This is a genomic window from Streptomyces sp. NPDC002513 (assembly GCF_053595355.1).
In genome coordinates this window covers 12997-28264 of record NZ_JBSFXK010000029.1, presented here as the reverse complement: position 1 = coordinate 28264, position 15268 = coordinate 12997, and the positions used below count along the sequence as shown (strand labels likewise).

At 71.5% G+C, this 15268-nt stretch carries 17 protein-coding genes and 1 pseudogene; 5 read left to right on the top strand and 13 right to left on the bottom strand.

The features are described from left to right. Positions 1–4: 4 nt before the first annotated feature. Both ACWD5Q_RS20010 and ACWD5Q_RS20005 read right to left on the bottom strand, forming a co-directional pair. A complete protein-coding gene (locus tag ACWD5Q_RS20010) occupies positions 5–1252 on the bottom strand; it encodes a polyamine ABC transporter substrate-binding protein (RefSeq protein ID WP_451428347.1) in 1248 nt (415 codons plus the stop codon). Positions 1253–1303: 51 nt separating this feature from the next. After that, on the bottom strand, positions 1304–2857 hold the full coding sequence (locus tag ACWD5Q_RS20005; protein WP_451428346.1) for a gamma-aminobutyraldehyde dehydrogenase: 1554 nt from the start codon (positions 2855–2857) through the stop codon (positions 1304–1306). Positions 2858–3067: 210 nt separating this feature from the next. Between ACWD5Q_RS20005 and ACWD5Q_RS20000 the strand changes: the two genes are divergently transcribed. Continuing rightward, entirely contained in the window at positions 3068–3628 is a 561-nt protein-coding gene (locus ACWD5Q_RS20000; RefSeq protein ID WP_451428345.1) for an NADAR family protein, read from the top strand. Between the two features lie 102 nt (positions 3629–3730). On the opposite strand, the gene ACWD5Q_RS19995 is transcribed toward ACWD5Q_RS20000, so the two are convergent. After that, positions 3731–4174 carry a DUF4190 domain-containing protein gene (locus tag ACWD5Q_RS19995; RefSeq protein ID WP_451428344.1) on the bottom strand — a complete coding sequence of 148 codons (444 nt, stop codon included), beginning with the start codon at positions 4172–4174 and terminating at the stop codon, positions 3731–3733. Positions 4175–4268: 94 nt separating this feature from the next. Next, positions 4269–4982, bottom strand: a complete 714-nt coding sequence (locus ACWD5Q_RS19990; RefSeq protein WP_451428343.1) for a DUF4190 domain-containing protein — start codon at positions 4980–4982, stop codon at positions 4269–4271. 285 nt (positions 4983–5267) lie between these two features. Between ACWD5Q_RS19990 and ACWD5Q_RS19985 the strand changes: the two are divergent. Both ACWD5Q_RS19985 and ACWD5Q_RS19980 read left to right on the top strand, forming a co-directional pair. After that, positions 5268–6381, top strand: a pseudogene (locus ACWD5Q_RS19985) (adenosine deaminase). Positions 6382–6394: 13 nt separating this feature from the next. Then, positions 6395–7087: a glycerophosphodiester phosphodiesterase gene (locus ACWD5Q_RS19980; RefSeq protein ID WP_451428342.1), complete on the top strand. Its 693-nt coding sequence runs from the start codon at positions 6395–6397 to the stop codon at positions 7085–7087. A 57-nt stretch (positions 7088–7144) separates the two neighbouring features. Here ACWD5Q_RS19980 and ACWD5Q_RS19975 read toward each other — a convergent pair whose 3' ends face one another. The 5 genes from ACWD5Q_RS19975 to ACWD5Q_RS19955 form a co-directional block, all read right to left on the bottom strand. Further along, the gene (locus ACWD5Q_RS19975) at positions 7145–7681 is read right to left on the bottom strand and encodes a hypothetical protein (RefSeq protein ID WP_451428341.1); all 537 of its coding nucleotides are present in this window, start codon (positions 7679–7681) and stop codon (positions 7145–7147) included. A 51-nt stretch (positions 7682–7732) separates the two neighbouring features. Continuing rightward, the gene (locus ACWD5Q_RS19970) at positions 7733–8227 is read right to left on the bottom strand and encodes a hypothetical protein (RefSeq protein WP_451428340.1); all 495 of its coding nucleotides are present in this window, start codon (positions 8225–8227) and stop codon (positions 7733–7735) included. Further along, entirely contained in the window at positions 8211–8702 is a 492-nt protein-coding gene (locus tag ACWD5Q_RS19965) for an RNA polymerase sigma factor (protein WP_451428339.1), read from the bottom strand. The genes ACWD5Q_RS19970 and ACWD5Q_RS19965 overlap by 17 nt, the downstream gene beginning before the upstream one ends. Positions 8703–8789: 87 nt before the next feature. After that, positions 8790–9413: a class F sortase gene (locus ACWD5Q_RS19960; protein WP_451428338.1), complete on the bottom strand. Its 624-nt coding sequence runs from the start codon at positions 9411–9413 to the stop codon at positions 8790–8792. Further along, a complete protein-coding gene (locus ACWD5Q_RS19955; protein ID WP_451428337.1) occupies positions 9410–9832 on the bottom strand; it encodes a sortase-dependent protein in 423 nt (140 codons plus the stop codon). Before ACWD5Q_RS19955 ends, ACWD5Q_RS19960 begins: the two co-directional genes overlap by 4 nt. A gap of 381 nt (positions 9833–10213) precedes the next feature. Between ACWD5Q_RS19955 and ACWD5Q_RS19950 the strand changes: the two genes are divergently transcribed. Next, positions 10214–10489, top strand: a complete 276-nt coding sequence (locus tag ACWD5Q_RS19950) for an SHOCT domain-containing protein (RefSeq protein WP_451428336.1) — start codon at positions 10214–10216, stop codon at positions 10487–10489. A 139-nt stretch (positions 10490–10628) separates the two neighbouring features. On the opposite strand, the gene ACWD5Q_RS19945 is transcribed toward ACWD5Q_RS19950, so the two are convergent. The 4 genes from ACWD5Q_RS19945 to ACWD5Q_RS19930 all read right to left on the bottom strand — a co-directional run bounded on the left by ACWD5Q_RS19945 (position 10629) and on the right by ACWD5Q_RS19930 (position 14587). Then, the gene (locus ACWD5Q_RS19945) at positions 10629–10817 is read right to left on the bottom strand and encodes a hypothetical protein (protein WP_451428335.1); all 189 of its coding nucleotides are present in this window, start codon (positions 10815–10817) and stop codon (positions 10629–10631) included. Between the two features lie 14 nt (positions 10818–10831). Beyond that, positions 10832–11422: an ArsR/SmtB family transcription factor gene (locus tag ACWD5Q_RS19940; RefSeq protein ID WP_451428334.1), complete on the bottom strand. Its 591-nt coding sequence runs from the start codon at positions 11420–11422 to the stop codon at positions 10832–10834. A 167-nt stretch (positions 11423–11589) separates the two neighbouring features. Continuing rightward, positions 11590–12780 carry a polyamine ABC transporter substrate-binding protein gene (locus ACWD5Q_RS19935; RefSeq protein WP_451428333.1) on the bottom strand — a complete coding sequence of 397 codons (1191 nt, stop codon included), beginning with the start codon at positions 12778–12780 and terminating at the stop codon, positions 11590–11592. A gap of 367 nt (positions 12781–13147) precedes the next feature. After that, positions 13148–14587, bottom strand: coding sequence for a gamma-aminobutyraldehyde dehydrogenase (locus tag ACWD5Q_RS19930; RefSeq protein ID WP_451428332.1), 1440 nt, complete (start codon positions 14585–14587; stop codon positions 13148–13150). Between the two features lie 165 nt (positions 14588–14752). On the opposite strand from ACWD5Q_RS19930, the gene ACWD5Q_RS19925 reads away from it, so the two are divergent. Then, on the top strand, positions 14753–15268 hold the full coding sequence (locus ACWD5Q_RS19925; protein ID WP_451428331.1) for an Lrp/AsnC family transcriptional regulator: 516 nt from the start codon (positions 14753–14755) through the stop codon (positions 15266–15268).

Sequence of the window (15268 nt, the reverse complement as noted above, 5' to 3'; positions counted from 1 at the left end):
TTCGTCACGCCCCTGTGAGCTTCGCGAACTTCTCTTCGTAGGCCGTGTCTTCCTTCTGCGTCAGCGAGCGGAAGGGGTGCGACTTCGCGGCCATGGCCTTGTCGGGAATGATCAGCGGATTGTCCGCCGCCGTCTTGTCGATCTTCGCGAGGTAGGGCCTCACCCCGTCCACGGGACTGACGTAGTTGACGTAGCCGGCGAGCGCGGCGGCCTGCTCGGGCTCGTAGTAGAAGTCGATGAGCCGCTCGGCGTTCGTCTTGTGGCGCGCCTTGTTGGGGACCAGCATGTTGTCCGTCGACGTGATGTAGCCGCTGTCCGGGATGATGAAGTCGACGTCCGGGCTGTCCGCCTTGAGCTGGACGATGTCACCGCTCCAGGCCACACAGGCGGCCAGGTCGCCCTTGGTGAGGTCGGAGGTGTAGTCGTTGCCGGTGAAGCGGCGGATCTGGCCCTTGTCGACGGCCTTCTGCAGACGGGCTATCACCGCGTCGAAGTCGTCGTCGGTGAACGTCGCCGGGTCCTTGCCCATGTCCAGCAGCGTCATGCCGACGCTGTCGCGCATCTCGGAGAGGAAGCCCACGCGGCCCTTGAGCCTGGGGTTGTCGAGCAGGTCGGAGACCGACTTCACCTCGATGCCGTCGAGCGCCTTCTTGTTGTAGGCGATGACGGTCGCGATGCCCTGCCAGGGATAGGAGTACGCGCGCCCCGGATCCCAGTCGGGGCTGCGGAACTGCGCCGACAGGTTCGCGTAGGCGTGCGGCAGGTTCGCGGGGTCCAGCTTCTGCGCCCAGCCCAGCCGGATCACCCGGGCGGCCAGCCAGTCCGTGAGGACCACGACGTCGCGGCCGGTGTCCTGGCCCGCGGCGAGCTGCGGCTTGATCTTGCCGAAGAACTCGTTGTTGTCGTTGATGTCCTCGGTGTACTTGACCTCGATGCCGGTCCGCTTGGCGAACGTCTCCAGCGTCGGGTGGTGCTTGCCGCTGTCGTCGACGTCGATGTACTCGGGCCAGTTGGAGAAATTGACGACCTTCTCCTTGGCCGAGTGGTCCTCGGCGGACATGCCGCCCGGGGTCTTGCCGGCCGCGGGGATACCGCAGGCGGTCAACGCCCCGAGTCCGCCGGCCGCGAGCGCGCCGCCCGCGGTGGCCCGCAGCAGCGAACGGCGGGTGAGGGAGGCCCTGCCGTTGCGGAAACTGCGCCGCATGGCGGCCACTTGGGCCGGGGAGAGGCGGTCGGGCTCGTACTGCTCCATGCGCGTGGTGCCCTTTCGGGAAGATGGGCCGGGTGAGCGGCCGGGTAAGGTCTATCGGTCCCCGAAGATCGTGCGGTGCCAGTCCTTGCGGGCCACCGCCGTGTTGTCGAACATGACGTGCTTGATCTGCGTGTACTCCTCGAACGAATACGCGGACATATCCTTGCCGAAGCCGGACGCCCGGTATCCGCCGTGCGGCATCTCGCTGATGATCGGGATGTGGTCGTTGACCCAGACGCAGCCCGCCTTGATCTCGCGGGTGGCGCGGTTCGCCCGGTAGACGTCCCGGCTCCAGGCGGAGGCGGCGAGGCCGTAGGGGGTGTCGTTGGCGAGCCGGATGCCGTCGTCGTCGGAGTCGAAGGGCAGGACCACCAGGACCGGACCGAAGATCTCGGACTGGACGACCTCGCTGTCCTGCGCGGCGTCGGCGATCAGGGTGGGCCGGTAGTAGGCGCCCTTGGCGAGGTCGGCCCCCGGCACCTCGCCGCCGGTGACCACGCGCGCGTAGGAGCGCGCCCGGTCCACGAAGGCGGCCACCCGGTCCCGCTGGACGTGCGAGATCAGCGGGCCCAGATCGGTCCCCGGTGCGAACGGGTCGCCGAGCCGGACGCTCTCCATTAGGGCGGCCGTCCGGGAGACGAACTCCTCGTAGAGGGGCCGTTGCACGTACGCGCGCGTGGCGGCCGTGCAGTCCTGCCCGGTGTTGATGAGCGAGCCCGCGACGGCGCCGTGCGCGGCGGCCTCCAGGTCGGCGTCGTCGAAGACGACGAAGGGCGCCTTGCCGCCCAGTTCCAGGTGGAGCCGCTTGACGGTGGCGGTGGCGATCTCGGCCACCCGCCGGCCGACGGCGGTGGAACCGGTGAACGAGGTCATGGCGACGTCCGGATGGCCGATGAGGTGCTCGCCGGCCTCCCTTCCGGTTCCGGTGACGATGTTGATCACACCGTCCGGGATGCCCGCCTCGGTGGCGGCCCGGGCGAACAGCAGCGAGGTCAGCGGGGTCAGCTCGGCGGGCTTCAGCACGATGGTGTTGCCCGCGGCGATCGCCGGAAGGATCTTCCAGGCGGCCATCTGAAGGGGGTAGTTCCAGGGCGCGATGGAGCCGACGACACCGATGGCCTCGCGGCGGACGTAGGAGGTGTGGTCGCCGGAGTACTCACCGGCCGACTGCCCCTGCAGATGCCGGGAGGCACCGGCGAAGAAGGCGGTGTTGTCGATCGTGCCCGGTACGTCGAACTCCCGGGTCAGCTTCAGGGGTTTGCCGCACTGGAGGGACTCGAAGCGGGCGAGGTCCTCGGCCTGTTCGGCGAGGACGGCGGCGAAGCGGTGCAGCGCGTCGGAGCGCTCGCCCGGCGTCGCGCCGGCCCACTCGGGGAAGGCGGCGCGGGCGGCGGCCACGGCGCGGTCGACGTCCTCGGCACCGGCCAGTTCATAGGTGTACACCTCGTCGCCCGTGGCCGGGTCGACCACCGCGTGCGTACGGCCCGACGTGCCCCTGGCCGGCCGGCCCGCGATGTACTGCGCACCGTCCGCGAAACGTGTCCGTAGGTCGTCCCGCGTCCTTTGGCGGGCGTCGGCGCCGTCGGTGCCGCCCGGGTTGTGCATAGCGCTCTCCTCCGCCGCCGGCCCGCGTCCACGCGGAGGCTGGCGTAGCTCCGGCTCGATTTGAGTGCCGATCCTGACAGAGCAAATGGACTCCAACAAGTGATTCCGTTGTTGCCTTTTGGTTACGCGACGGAATCCTTCGACCAGGTGTCGAGTGCCGACGAAAAAGGAAAGACGGAGTGTCCGTGGTGCCTGCCAGACTCGGCTGGCATGGAGAAGATCGATTCCCGGGAAGCCCTGGTCAGGGCGGTCCACGCGGGGACGAGCGTCAAGTATCTGCATTTCTGGGGCCACCGGCCGCGCGGGGACGGACGGATCGGGACGAACTGTCTGAGCCAGTGGTGGCCGTCGCCGTTCACCGTGGACGGCGTGGAGTACGCGACGGCAGAACACTGGATGATGGCATCCAAGGCACGTCTCTTCGGCGACGCGGACGCGGAACGCACGGCCCTCGACGCACCGAACCCCGCGCTCGCCAAGCGGGCGGGCCGGCTGGTGCGCGGCTTCGACGAGACGACCTGGGCACGGGAGCGGTTCGCGATCGTGGTCGAGGGCAGCGTCCACAAGTTCGCGGCGCACGCCGAACTGCGGACGTTCCTGCTGGGCACGGGCGACCGGGTGCTGGTCGAGGCGAGCCCGGTGGACTGCGTGTGGGGCATCGGACTCGCCGCGGCCGACGAGGCCGCGGCGGATCCGGAGCGCTGGCGCGGACCGAATCTGCTGGGGTTCGCGCTGATGGAGGCACGGGAGCGGCTGCGGGCACGATCGTGATCGGGCTCGGCGGTCATCGGACACACCGGTGACAAGGAAGGGGCGGCCCGACGGGCCGCCCCTGCTACGACGCGAGTCCCGTGGCCGGGACTCGGGCCCCGTTCAGAAGGTGCTGGACGCGCCCACCCAGCTCGCGAAGAGCGCGAAGCCGAGCAGCGGCAGCACCACCGTCGCCACGATCCCGCAGACCAGTCCGGCGGTCGCCGCGCCCTTGTTGGTGGCCTCGCCGCGCTTGGCCTTCCCCCGGCCGACCGCGCCGAAGATGATGGCGAGGATGCCGAGGATGATCCCGAAGAACCACAGGAAGAAGGTCAGGCTGCAGACCAGGCCGATGATGCCCAGCACCAGCCCCGTGGTGCCCATGCCGTTGCTCGGCTGGGCGGACAGGGCGTAGCCGGCCGCCACGGGGGGCGCGGCCGGGTAGGGCGAGCCCGGCTGGGGGTGTCCGTACCCCGGGCCGGACTGCGGGTATCCGTAACCGGGCGTCTGCTGCGGCGGTTGCTGCGGCGGCCCGAAGCCACCGGCCCCCGGGCTGGTGTCGGACATGAGTGGTCTCCCCTCCGTTGGTGGTCAAGGCATGGTAATGGCCCTGCCAACCGTGCTGAACACCCAGCCGTGGAAGGGAGTCGGGCCCGGCGGGTCAGCCGTGGAACTGCACGGGTGCCGAGGTCCTGAGCCCGTTGTCTCCGGCGTAGGGATCATTGGAGACCGAGGGGTTGTTGAGCGCGACACTGATCCCGATGACCAGCAGCACGATCACGGCCACCCCGAGGACGACGCCGACGATGCCGAGGATGAATCCCGCGAGGGCCTGTCCGCGGTTGTCGGCCTCTCCCGCCTCCGCCCGCTTGCGGCCCTTGATCCCGAAGACCACCGCGAGGATGCCGAGGACCACGGAGACCACGCCGTACAGGCAGAAGAGGCACACCGAGAGGATGCCCAGCACCATGGCGGCGACCCCGAACCCGTTGCGCGGGGGCGCCGGCATCCCGGTCCAGCCGTAGCCGGCATAGCCCGGGGGCACCGGGTAGCCGTAGCCGGCCGGGGTGGCGTACGCGGACGCGGCGGGGTCCGCCGGCGCGATCGGCGGCGGCGGAACGGGAAAGCCCCCCTCACCCGGCCCCGGGACGCCCGCCGCACCGGACCCGGGCGGGGCGAACCCGCCCGCCGGCGGCATCGCCCCGCCCGCCGCCAGCCGGTCGTGGAAGTACGGCGGGGGCCCGCCCACCGGGGGCTCACCGGGCCGCGGTGGTCCGGCGGGCGGCTTGTCCATCGGCACCTTCCGCTCCGGCGGTGCCCATGGATCGCCCGCACCCGCTGCGGCGTCCTGTCCCGGATGTGCTTCGTCGGCCACGGCCAGCCCCCTACGTTCTCGGACCGACATGCTAAGGCCCGGCCCCCGCCGGTGCTCCGGCCGCCCCCCGCACGGGCAGTCCGGGCGTGCGCTCACGGCCTTCGCGCCCACCCCCTCACACGCGAACGACTCTCCCGCCTCCCCCCTCGCGCACAAACAGCTCTCCCGCCCGCCCCCTCCGTACGAACGACTCCCCCACCCGCCCCGCACGGCCGCGAGCGGGCGGCCCGTGGCACGGGAGCCGGACCGTATGCCTAGGATCGTCCCCGAGTCACCGATCAGCCGATCATCCGCGTCCCGCCCTCACCCGGCAGCGGGGTGCCGTTCCCGGGGAGGAACCTTGACCGACCACCGCGACTTTGGTGCCGTGCGCGACCTGCACGCCTTCATCGCCGGACTACCCAAGGCCGAACTGCACGTGCACCACGTCGGCTCCGCCTCCCCCCGCATCGTCGCGGAACTGGCCGCGCGCCACCCCGACTCCACGGTGCCCACCGACCCCGAGGCCCTGGCGGACTACTTCACCTTCACGGACTTCGCCCACTTCATCGAGGTGTACCTGTCCGTCGTCGACCTCATCCGGACCCCCGAGGACGTGCGTCTGCTGACGTACGAGGTCGCCCGGGACATGGCCCGGCAGCAGGTCCGCTACGCCGAGCTGACCATCACCCCCTTCTCCTCCACCCGGCGCGGCATCGACGAGCGCGCGTTCATGGACGCGATCGAGGACGCCCGCAAGGCGGCGGAGGCGGAGTTCGGGACCGTGCTGCGCTGGTGCTTCGACATCCCCGGCGAGGCGGGCCTTGAGTCCGCGGAGGAGACGGCCCGGCTGGCCACCGACGACCGGCTGCGCCCCGAGGGGCTCATCTCGTTCGGACTCGGCGGACCCGAGATCGGCGTCCCCCGGCCGCAGTTCAAGCCGTACTTCGACCGGGCCATCGCGGCCGGCCTCCGCTCCGTGCCGCACGCGGGCGAGACGACCGGCCCGCAGACGGTCTGGGACGCCCTCCTCGAGCTGCGCGCCGAGCGCATCGGGCACGGCACCAGTTCCGCCCAGGACCCCAGGCTGCTCGCGCACCTCGCCGAGCACCGCATCCCGCTGGAGGTCTGCCCGACCTCCAACATCGCCACGCGCGCCGTCCGCACGCTCGACGAGCATCCCCTCAGGGAGTTCGTGCAGGCCGGTGTCCTCGTGACCATCAACTCGGACGACCCGCCGATGTTCGGCACGGACCTCAACAACGAGTACGCCGTCGCCGCGCGGCTGCTGGACCTCGACGAGCGGGGGGTCGCCGGCCTCGCCAGGAACGCGGTGGAGGCGTCCTTCCTCGACGACGCCGGCAAGGAGAAGCTGACGGCCGAGATCGACGCCTACACCACGGCCTGGCTCGCACCCTGAGCACACCGCCACAATGAGCCCCATGCGTACCGTGACCGCCGTGGCCCATCGCGGCGACCCCTACCGCCACCGCGAGAACACGATCGGCTCGCTGCGTTCCGCGCTCCAACGGGGCGCGGACGCGATCGAGATCGACGTACGGCTCACCCGGGACGGCGTTCCCGTCCTGCTGCACGACGCGACACTGAAGCGGCTGTGGGAGCGGGACCGGCCGCTCGCCGCGCTCTTGGCCGCCGAGGTGCACGGGCTGACAGCGGGCGGCGTGCCGACCCTGGCGGAGGCGCTGGGCGCGACCGACGGAAGCCGGGTGATGATCGACCTGCCGGGCGCGCCCTCGGCCCGGGCCGTGCGCCGGGTCGTGGACGTGGTCCGGGAGTGCGGCGCCCGGGAACGGGCGTACTACTGCGCGGGGGCGCAGACCATGCTGGCGGTCCGGGCCGCCGACCCCTCGGCGGAGATCGCCCTGACCTGGACGACGCTCGCCCCGCCCCGGCCCGCCGTGCTGGACGCGGTGCGCCCGCGCTGGCTCAACTACCGTTTCTCCCTGGTGAGCGCGGAGCTGGCGGCCCAGGTGCACCGGGGCGGCCTGCTGCTGTCCGTGTGGACCCCCGACACCCGCCGCGCGATGCGGCGCCTTCTCGGGCTGGGCGTGGACTCGATCACGACGAACCGCCTCGACGCGCTGCACGCGGTGCGCGGCCACTGACGCCACGCCCTCCGGGGCCCGGGCGGTCGAACGTGAACGTGGCCGTGCGCCACGCGTTCACCCGCTGACAGCCCCGGCGCGAGGGGTCCAGGACGCCGGTGCCGTCAGCCCCTCCAGCCGTTTGATCTTCTTCCGCACCACGGCGAGCGGGATCACGCCGAAGACCCCGAACGACATGTCGATCAGCGACCACCAGACGGGAATCCCGCGGATCGGTCCGCAGATCAGGGCGAGCGGGACGATGCCCGCGCAGGCGATCATCCCGAACTCGACGACCCAGATGTTGCGGACGGGATCCCGATACGGCCCGTAGAAGGCGACCGCGATCACCAGGTGGGCGAACGCCAGCCAGTCCGTGCCGTACAGCACGAAGGGGTACCGGGCGTCGGTGGCGTCGATCCCCTGGCGTACCCGCTCGATCCAGTCCATGAGGGCGGGCAGGTGCCGCGGCACCGACAGGGACGTCAGCAGATCCTCGGCCCAGCGCAGTTCGTGCACCAGGGGGAAGGCCGTGGCACCGCTGAGCACGAGGCAGACGACGAAGAGGACCAACCAGGCGCGAATGCCCTTCAGGAGGGCGGCTCTGTCGCTCATGGCAGGAGCGTACCGGTGAGTTGAACACGTTCAAAAGTGGGGGTGCGAGCTCTACGACCGGGGGCCGCGCCCGGACTTGGGGACGCCCCCGCTCGCGCCCGCCGACGGCTCGCCCGGTGCCGGGGTCGGTATCGCCGACGGCCCGCGGGTGGGGGTCGCCGGACTGCTCGGGGCGCGGGACGCGCCGGCCCGGGGCCTGCTGCCGGCCGTGGGGCGCGCGGGCTCGGACGGCTTCGGCACCGAGGGGGACGCCGACGGGGTGGCCGGCAGCGTACGGCCACTCGCGGGCGGCGGCGCGAGCGGGACCACGGGGGACGCGGGCCCTTCGGGTGTCGTCAGACGCAGCGGCAGCGCGACGAGGACGGCGACGACGCAGGTCACGCCGGCCCCCGCCGCGGCCCGCAGCACACGGCGGCGGGCCGCGGCACGGCGGATCGCCCCGTACCGGCCGGGGGGCGGGCCGAGGTGCTCGGAAGGGGGCCGGAGGATCACCGCGAGGGGGTCGTGGGGTTCGAACTCCGGGCCGTCGTCAAGGCGTGTGGTCAAGGCTTCTCCTCAGATGGACGCGGAGCAGTTCCCGGGCCGCGTGGAGATCGGCCTTGACGGTTCCTTCCTTGCGCCCGGTCAGTGCGGACACCTCCCGGATCGGCATGTCAGCGTAGTAGTGCAGCAGGATCGGGACACGCAGTCGTTCCGGCAGCGACTGCACGAGCAGGCGTACCGACGGATCGGCCTGCTCGCTGTGGGGGCGGACGGCCGCCTCCGAGGTGACCCGGTGCACGGCCCGGCGCTCGCGCTCCAGCTTGCGCCAGTGGTCCCGGACGAGGTTGGCCGCGGTGACGTAGAGGAAGCCGCGGGGCTCCTCCACCGACGTCCAGCGGGCCCAGAGCCGGGTGAACGCCTCCGAGGCGATCTCGTGCGCCGTCTCGTCGTCGTCGACGAGACGGCGGCACCAGCCGGCAAGGCGCGGGTAGAGGGCGGCGAACAGCTCGGACGCCGCCCTCTCACGGGACCGTTTCAACGCTCTCCAGGGTCGTTCGGGCACTCGTGGGGAAGGACCCCGGGCCGTCGGTGTACGTTCCGCCGCCCCGGGATCCGTGACCTCGGGTCAGGGGTGGGGGGACGTCGGCGTGGCGCTCAGCGCGGCGAAGACGATCACGTTGTCGAGGTACCCGTCGCCGGTACGGGGGCCGCCGCAGGTGATGAGCCGCAGCTCCGGGCGGCGCACGTCGCCGTAGACGTCGCCGGTGGGGAAGTCCGCCTTGGCGACCACGCGGACGCCGCGGACGGCGAACACCGCCACCGTGCCGTTCTCCAGGCGCGTCTCGATCCGGTCGCCCCGGCGCAGCCGCGCGAGACGGCGGAACACCCCGTCCCCGTAGGCGCCGACCGTGACATGGCCCAGGATGACCGACGGGCCGACCTGGCCGGGCGTCGGCGAGTGCCGGTACCAGCCCGCCCGGTCGTGCGCCGTGACCGGTGGCACCTGCACCGTGCCGTCCGGCGCCAGCCCCAGCCGCATCACCGGGGTGTCGACCCCGATGGCCGGGATCCGCAGCCGGACCGGTACCGAACGCACGAGGGGCCGCGCCGACTTCACAGAGGCCGGCGCGGGCGGTGGCGCGCTGCCGGAGCCCGGGGCCGTGGACCGGTGCGGCGAGGGGCCGCCGCAGCCCACCAGCAGGGCGGCCGTCGCCGCGGCGGCGAAGGCGCGCCTAAAGAGGGGGCTCATGCCCCGGTCGCCCGCCGGCGGCGTACGACGAAGACCGCCGCGCCGCCCGCGGCCAGCACCGCGGCGGCGCCCCCGCCGATGAGTCCGCCCTCGGTCCCGGAGTCCGAGGACGAGGCCGTCACCCCCGTGTCGGGCGCGCCCTTCGGCACGACGGAGACCTGGCCCCCGCCCGACGGCCGGGTGGGGACGGCGCTCGGCACCGCGGAGGCCTTGCCCGGCGCCCTGGTGGGGGCGGCGCTCGGCACCGCGGAGGCCCTGCTCGGAGCCTTGCTGGGCGAGGCGCTGGGTGCCGGGGAGACGGTGGCGGAGGGGCGGCTGGGGACCGGGCTGGGGGTCGCCCCGTGGGCGAACGCGGGCACGGTGCCCGCCAGGACGGCGGTGCAGGCGAGTGCCGTGCCGCACAGGAGGGTTCGGCGCATGGAGTCGCTCTCTTTCGTCGGCCCGCCCGATCTCGGCGGGCTGGCGTACGGATCGAGCGGAGAGACGAGGCAGCGACGGAGGGGGTTGTAAAGAGAAGGCAAAGACGCGTGGAGGCCGTCCTTCCGGATCACGGCCCGCACACGGGTGCGGCGACCACGCGGCGCGCCTTCCCCTCAGCCCGCCCGGGGTCGTCGGCCCCGATCCCCGTCGACGGCACCGGTGCCCGCGCGATCGACCGCGGCACCGCTGCCGAGCCGGCTGCCCCGGGGACCGTTCGGCCCCCTGCGGGAGACCATGTGCCCCCTCCCCACCGGCCTCGCCGCGTTCCATCCTGGAGAAGGCAGGATCAGCGGACACTCTGCCGGGAGAAGGCGGTCGCCATGATGTGGTACGGCGGTTGGGGCGGTTGGCTGGTCATGGTCGTGATCATGGTCTCGTTCTGGGCGCTGCTCATCGCCGGGCTCCTCGCCCTCGTTCTCCACTCCCACCGCACCCACCCGGGTCAGCGGCCCGACGCGGTCCCGTCCGCCTCCGGCGGGTCCGGATGGGGCGGCAGCCGGCAGGCCGAGGATCTGCTGGCGGAGCGCTTCGCCCGCGGGGAGATCGACGAGGACGAGTACAGACGGCGCCTCACGGTACTGCGAGAGCACCGGTGAAGGGCGACGCCCCGGTCGGCCGGTCGGCCGCGCCGCCCCGATAGGGGCCCGCACACCGGGCTGCCCGCGCCGCGCCGGGATCGGAATCAGCCTCCGGGCGACGCCGCAGCCGGACCGACACAGCGGCGCGCACACAGCGCTAGGGAACGGCGACCGCCGTCCTGGGTGCGGCGGCCAGTCGGAGGCCGACCTCCACGAGGGCCCAGCCGACGCGGATGCGGAGGCCCTGGGGGCGCCTGACCGAAGCGGCGAGACGGTACGCCTCGGCCTCGGCACGGAGTTCGGCGGCGCGGACACGGTGCAGGGTGAGGTGGGTCTCGGGGTGCATCGGGCGGTGGCCTCTCATTCCGTGGTGAGGGGGAATGCGTGGGTGTGGATGCGTACCTGAGCGGTGTCGGCGTCGTCTTCACCGGCAGCCCGGTCGCGGTAGGTGTCGACGAGCGCGTGCATCTTCTCGACGAGCTCGCGGGTGAGTTCGGGAGTCAGTCGTAGCGTCGCGCTGCTCATGTCCCAGGTGCGGTTCCACTCGTCCGACCATGCCTGGCGGTTGCCGAGCCAGGACGACAGTTCCCGGGCGTGGGTGGTCGCGACCTCGTGCAGGTACATGTCGGCGGCCCCGCGTACCTCCGGATTGGCGTCCGTGAGCAGGGCGTCGTCGAAGCGCAGGCCCTTGTGGACCGCCTTCCACCACCGCTCGCGGCCCTTGCCCCGCTCGGGGGCGTCCTCGATGAAGCCATGGGCGGCGAGCTGTCGCAGGTGGTAGCTGGTGGCGCCGCTCGACTCACCCAGTTTTTCGGCGAGTTGGGAGGCGGTGGCCGGGCCGCCGAAGCGCAGCGCGTCCAGCAGCCGCATGCGCAGCGGGTGAGCGAGGCCGCGCAGCGAGCGGGCGTCGAGACTACGGACCTTGGGGTCCGGATCCTGCGGTTCGTCCATGCCTGCAAAAGTACCCATGCGAAGGAACCGTTGCAACTCTTTCTTTGCAACGATTCCTTTGTAAGGCGCTTGGCGACATCTGCGGGAAGGTCAGAGATGAACTCGGTGCCGGTCGGCCCTCTCCTGCGCCGACCGGAAATCCTCGTCGCATCCCTTCCGTCGGCCCCTCACAGCCCCACGATCTTGTTCCAGCGCTTCGCGAACTCCACTCGCTCCGTCGACGTGACGTCCCGTGCGATCGCCAGGTGGCGGCGCATCGTCGCGTCCGGGAAGATCAACGGGTTCTCGGCGAGGGCGGCGGTGTCCTCGTCCTTGGCGGCGGCCAGGACGTCCCGGGCGGCGGGGACGGGGCAGACGTAGTTCACCCAGGCGGCGAGCGTCGCGGCGACCTCCGGCTGGTAGTAGTAGTCGACCAGCCGCTCGGCGTTCGCCTTGTGGCGGGCCCGGTTGGGGATCATCAGGGACTCCGCCCAGAGTTCGGCGCCCTCCTCGGGGACGACGAAGCGGATGTCCGGGTTGTCCGCCTGGAGCTGGATCACATCGCCGGAGTACGCCTGGCAGGCCAGCACATCCCCGCTGACCAGGTCCTTGGTGTAGTCGTTCCCGGTGAACCGGCGGATCTGGCCGCTGCGGACGTGCCCCTCGACCTGGTCGCAGACCCGGTGGAAGTCGTCGGCGGTCCACCGGGTGATGTCCACCCCGTTGCCCTGCATCAGCAGCGCGATCGCCTCGTCCAGTCCGGAGAGCAGGGTGACCCGGCCCTTGAGGTCGCCCGCCCACAGGTCCCGCACCTGCCGGATCTCGCGGCCGAGCTTGCGGCGGTTGTACGCGATGCCGGTGATGCCGGACTGCCAGGGCACCGTGAACTTCCGCCCCGGGTCGAAGGCGGGCGAGCGCAGGAGGGGATCGAGGTGGCGCGTCACCTGCGGCTGCCGGGCCCGGTCCATCTCCTGCACCCAGCCAAGACGTACGAACCGCGCGCACATCCAGTCGCTGATGACGATCAGATCGCGGCCGGTCTGCTGATGGTTCATCAGGGCCGGGCTGATCTTGCCGAAGAACTCGTCGTTGTCGTTGATCTCCTCGACGTAGTCGACCGCGATGCCGGTGCGCTTCTCGAACGCCTCCAACGTCGGCCGCCGGCTCGGGTTGTTGTCGTCCGTGTCGATGTACAGCGGCCAGTTCGCCCAGGTCAGCCGCCTGTCCCGGGCGGACAGGTCGGTGGCGGGCCGGTCGCCGGGTGCCACGTAGGCGGCGGGCACGCCACAGCCGGCGAGCGCGCCGAGAACCGCGCCCCCGCCCAGGGAGCGCAGAAGGGAACGGCGGGAGAGCACGGGAGTCATCGGTATCCGGGGCATCCCGGCAGCATGCCGCCCCCCTTGCCGGCCGGACAATCGACGCCGCGTCGAGCGCCCCCGCGGGAACCCGACACCCTGTCAATCGGCAGGCGGTGACCGGCGGGCGGTGCCGGGGTTCCGCGCCGCGGCCCGGTCCCGCCCGCGCCGCACGGAGCGCGCCCACGCGAAGGCCCCGCACGGGACAACTCCCGTGCGGGGCCGGGCACCTGCCGTAGGGGCGCCTACGCCTGCGAGCGCTCGCGACGGGCACGCGTGCGACCGCTCACGCGTGGCTACGCGTACGAGCGCTCGCAAACGGCACGCGTGCGACCGCTCGCGCGCGGCCACCCGTACGCGCGCGTGGCTCCTCGCGCCCGTCCAGGCGTCCTTACACGTCCAGCGACGTCATCACGTGCTTGATGCGCGTGTAGTCCTCGAAGCCGTACGCCGACAGGTCCTTGCCGTAGCCGGACTTCTTGAAGCCGCCGTGCGGCATCTCCGCGACCAGCGGGATGTGCGTGTTGATCCACACACAGCCGAAGTCGAGCGCCTTGGACAGCCGCATCGCACGCGCGTGGTCCTTGGTCCACACCGAGGACGCGAGGGCGTAGTCGACTCCGTTGGCCCACTCCACGGCCTGCGCCTCGTCCGTGAAGGACTGGACGGTGATGACCGGGCCGAAGACCTCGTTCTGGATGATCTCGTCGTCCTGCTTGAGGCCCGAGACGACGGTCGGCGCGTAGAAGTAGCCCTTGTCGCCGACCTGGTGGCCGCCGGTCTCGACCTTGGCGTGCGCGGGCAGGCGCTCGATGAAGCCGGAGACCTGCTTGAGCTGGTTCGGGTTGTTGAGGGGCCCGTAGAGCACCTCCTCGTCGTCCGGCCGGCCCGTCTTCGTCTCGGCGGCGGCCTTGGCGAGCGCGGCCACGAACTCGTCGTGGATGGACTCCTGGACGAGGACACGGGTGGCGGCCGTGCAGTCCTGGCCGGCGTTGAAGTAGCCCGCCGCCGAGATGCCCTCGACCGCCGTGGCGATGTCGGTGTCGTCGAAGACGACGACCGGCGCCTTGCCGCCCAGCTCCAGGTGGACGCGCTTGAGGTCATGGGAGGCCGACTCCGCGACGGACATGCCGGCGCGGACCGAACCGGTGATGGACGCCATCGCCGGGGTCGGGTGCTCGACCATCATGCGGCCGGTGTCGCGGTCGCCGCAGAGGACGTTGAAGACGCCCTTGGGCAGGATCGAGCCGATGATGTCGGCCATCAGGACCGTGGACGCCGGGGTGGTGTCCGACGGCTTCAGCACGACCGTGTTGCCCGCCGCGATCGCCGGGGCGAACTTCCACACGGCCATCATCATCGGGTAGTTCCACGGCGCCACCTGCGCGCAGACGCCGACCGGCTCACGGCGAATGATCGAGGTCATCCCCTCCATGTACTCGCCGGCCGAGCGGCCCTCGAGCATCCGGGCCGCGCCCGCGAAGAAGCGGATCTGGTCGACCATCGGCGGAATCTCCTCCGACCTGGTCAGCCCGACCGGCTTGCCGGTGTTCTCGACCTCGGCCGCGATCAGTTCCTCGGCGCGCTCCTCGAAGGCGTCAGCGATCCTGAGGAGGGCCTTCTGACGCTCGGCGGGGGTGGTGTCGCGCCATGCCGGGAAGGCCGCGGCGGCGGCCGCCATCGCGGCGTCGACGTCCGCCTGCCCGGACAGCGGGGCGGTCGCGTACGCCTCGCCGGTCGAGGGGTTGACCACCTCGGTGGTCCGCCCGTCGGCGGCGTCGCGGAATTCGCCGTCGATGTAGTTGCGCAGACGGCGCAGCTCGGTGCTCACTGCGGGCCCTCCAAGTTCGGGTGTCCAATCGCTGAGACGTCCACCCTAATCCGTACCCCCACGTTTTCAACAGCCCCAGTCCCGCTCTCGCTGCGAAATCCGCAGGCTTCCATCACGGAAACGACGAATTTCATTGATTGAGCCTTGCGAAACTGTCGAGACGTCGTGCAGAGTGAGGTCGTGGCCAGTCGAAGCGCAGACCAGAGGGACTCCCGCGAGTCCAGGAACGGCACCCCCCAGCTGGACGCCGTTTCCCTCGCCATCGTCGAACAGCTCCAGGAGGACGGCCGCCGGCCGTACGCCGCGATCGGCAAGGCCGTCGGCCTGTCCGAGGCGGCCGTGCGCCAGCGCGTCCAGAAACTGCTCGACCAGGGCGTGATGCAGATCGTCGCCGTCACGGACCCGCTCACCGTGGGTTTCCGCCGACAGGCGATGGTCGGGATCAACGTCGAGGGCGATGTGGAGTCGGTCGCCGACGTGCTGACCGCCATGTCCGAGTGCGAGTACGTGGTGATGACCGCAGGCTCGTTCGACCTGATGGTGGAGATCGTCTGCGAGGACGACGACCACCTGCTGGACGTCATCAACAAACGCATCCGGGCTCTCCCCGGAGTGCGCTCCACCGAGAGCTTCGTCTACCTCAAGCTCAAGAAGCAGACCTACATGTGGGGAACCCGATAG

Excerpts from the sequence above, each read along its gene's own strand:
- ACWD5Q_RS20010 (WP_451428347.1), bottom strand. The coding sequence starts at position 1,252 with ATGGAGCAGTACGAGCCCGACCGCCTCTCCCCGGCCCAAGTGGCCGCC.
- ACWD5Q_RS20005 (WP_451428346.1), bottom strand. The coding sequence starts at position 2,857 with ATGCACAACCCGGGCGGCACCGACGGCGCCGACGCCCGCCAAAGGACG.
- ACWD5Q_RS20000 (WP_451428345.1), top strand. The coding sequence starts at position 3,068 with ATGGAGAAGATCGATTCCCGGGAAGCCCTGGTCAGGGCGGTCCACGCG.
- ACWD5Q_RS19995 (WP_451428344.1), bottom strand. The coding sequence starts at position 4,174 with ATGTCCGACACCAGCCCGGGGGCCGGTGGCTTCGGGCCGCCGCAGCAA.
- ACWD5Q_RS19980 (WP_451428342.1), top strand. The coding sequence starts at position 6,395 with ATGAGCCCCATGCGTACCGTGACCGCCGTGGCCCATCGCGGCGACCCC.
- ACWD5Q_RS19975 (WP_451428341.1), bottom strand. The coding sequence starts at position 7,681 with ATGAGCGACAGAGCCGCCCTCCTGAAGGGCATTCGCGCCTGGTTGGTC.
- ACWD5Q_RS19960 (WP_451428338.1), bottom strand. The coding sequence starts at position 9,413 with ATGAGCCCCCTCTTTAGGCGCGCCTTCGCCGCCGCGGCGACGGCCGCC.
- ACWD5Q_RS19955 (WP_451428337.1), bottom strand. The coding sequence starts at position 9,832 with ATGCGCCGAACCCTCCTGTGCGGCACGGCACTCGCCTGCACCGCCGTC.
- ACWD5Q_RS19950 (WP_451428336.1), top strand. The coding sequence starts at position 10,214 with ATGATGTGGTACGGCGGTTGGGGCGGTTGGCTGGTCATGGTCGTGATC.
- ACWD5Q_RS19945 (WP_451428335.1), bottom strand. The coding sequence starts at position 10,817 with ATGCACCCCGAGACCCACCTCACCCTGCACCGTGTCCGCGCCGCCGAA.
- ACWD5Q_RS19940 (WP_451428334.1), bottom strand. The coding sequence starts at position 11,422 with ATGGACGAACCGCAGGATCCGGACCCCAAGGTCCGTAGTCTCGACGCC.
- ACWD5Q_RS19935 (WP_451428333.1), bottom strand. The coding sequence starts at position 12,780 with ATGCCCCGGATACCGATGACTCCCGTGCTCTCCCGCCGTTCCCTTCTG.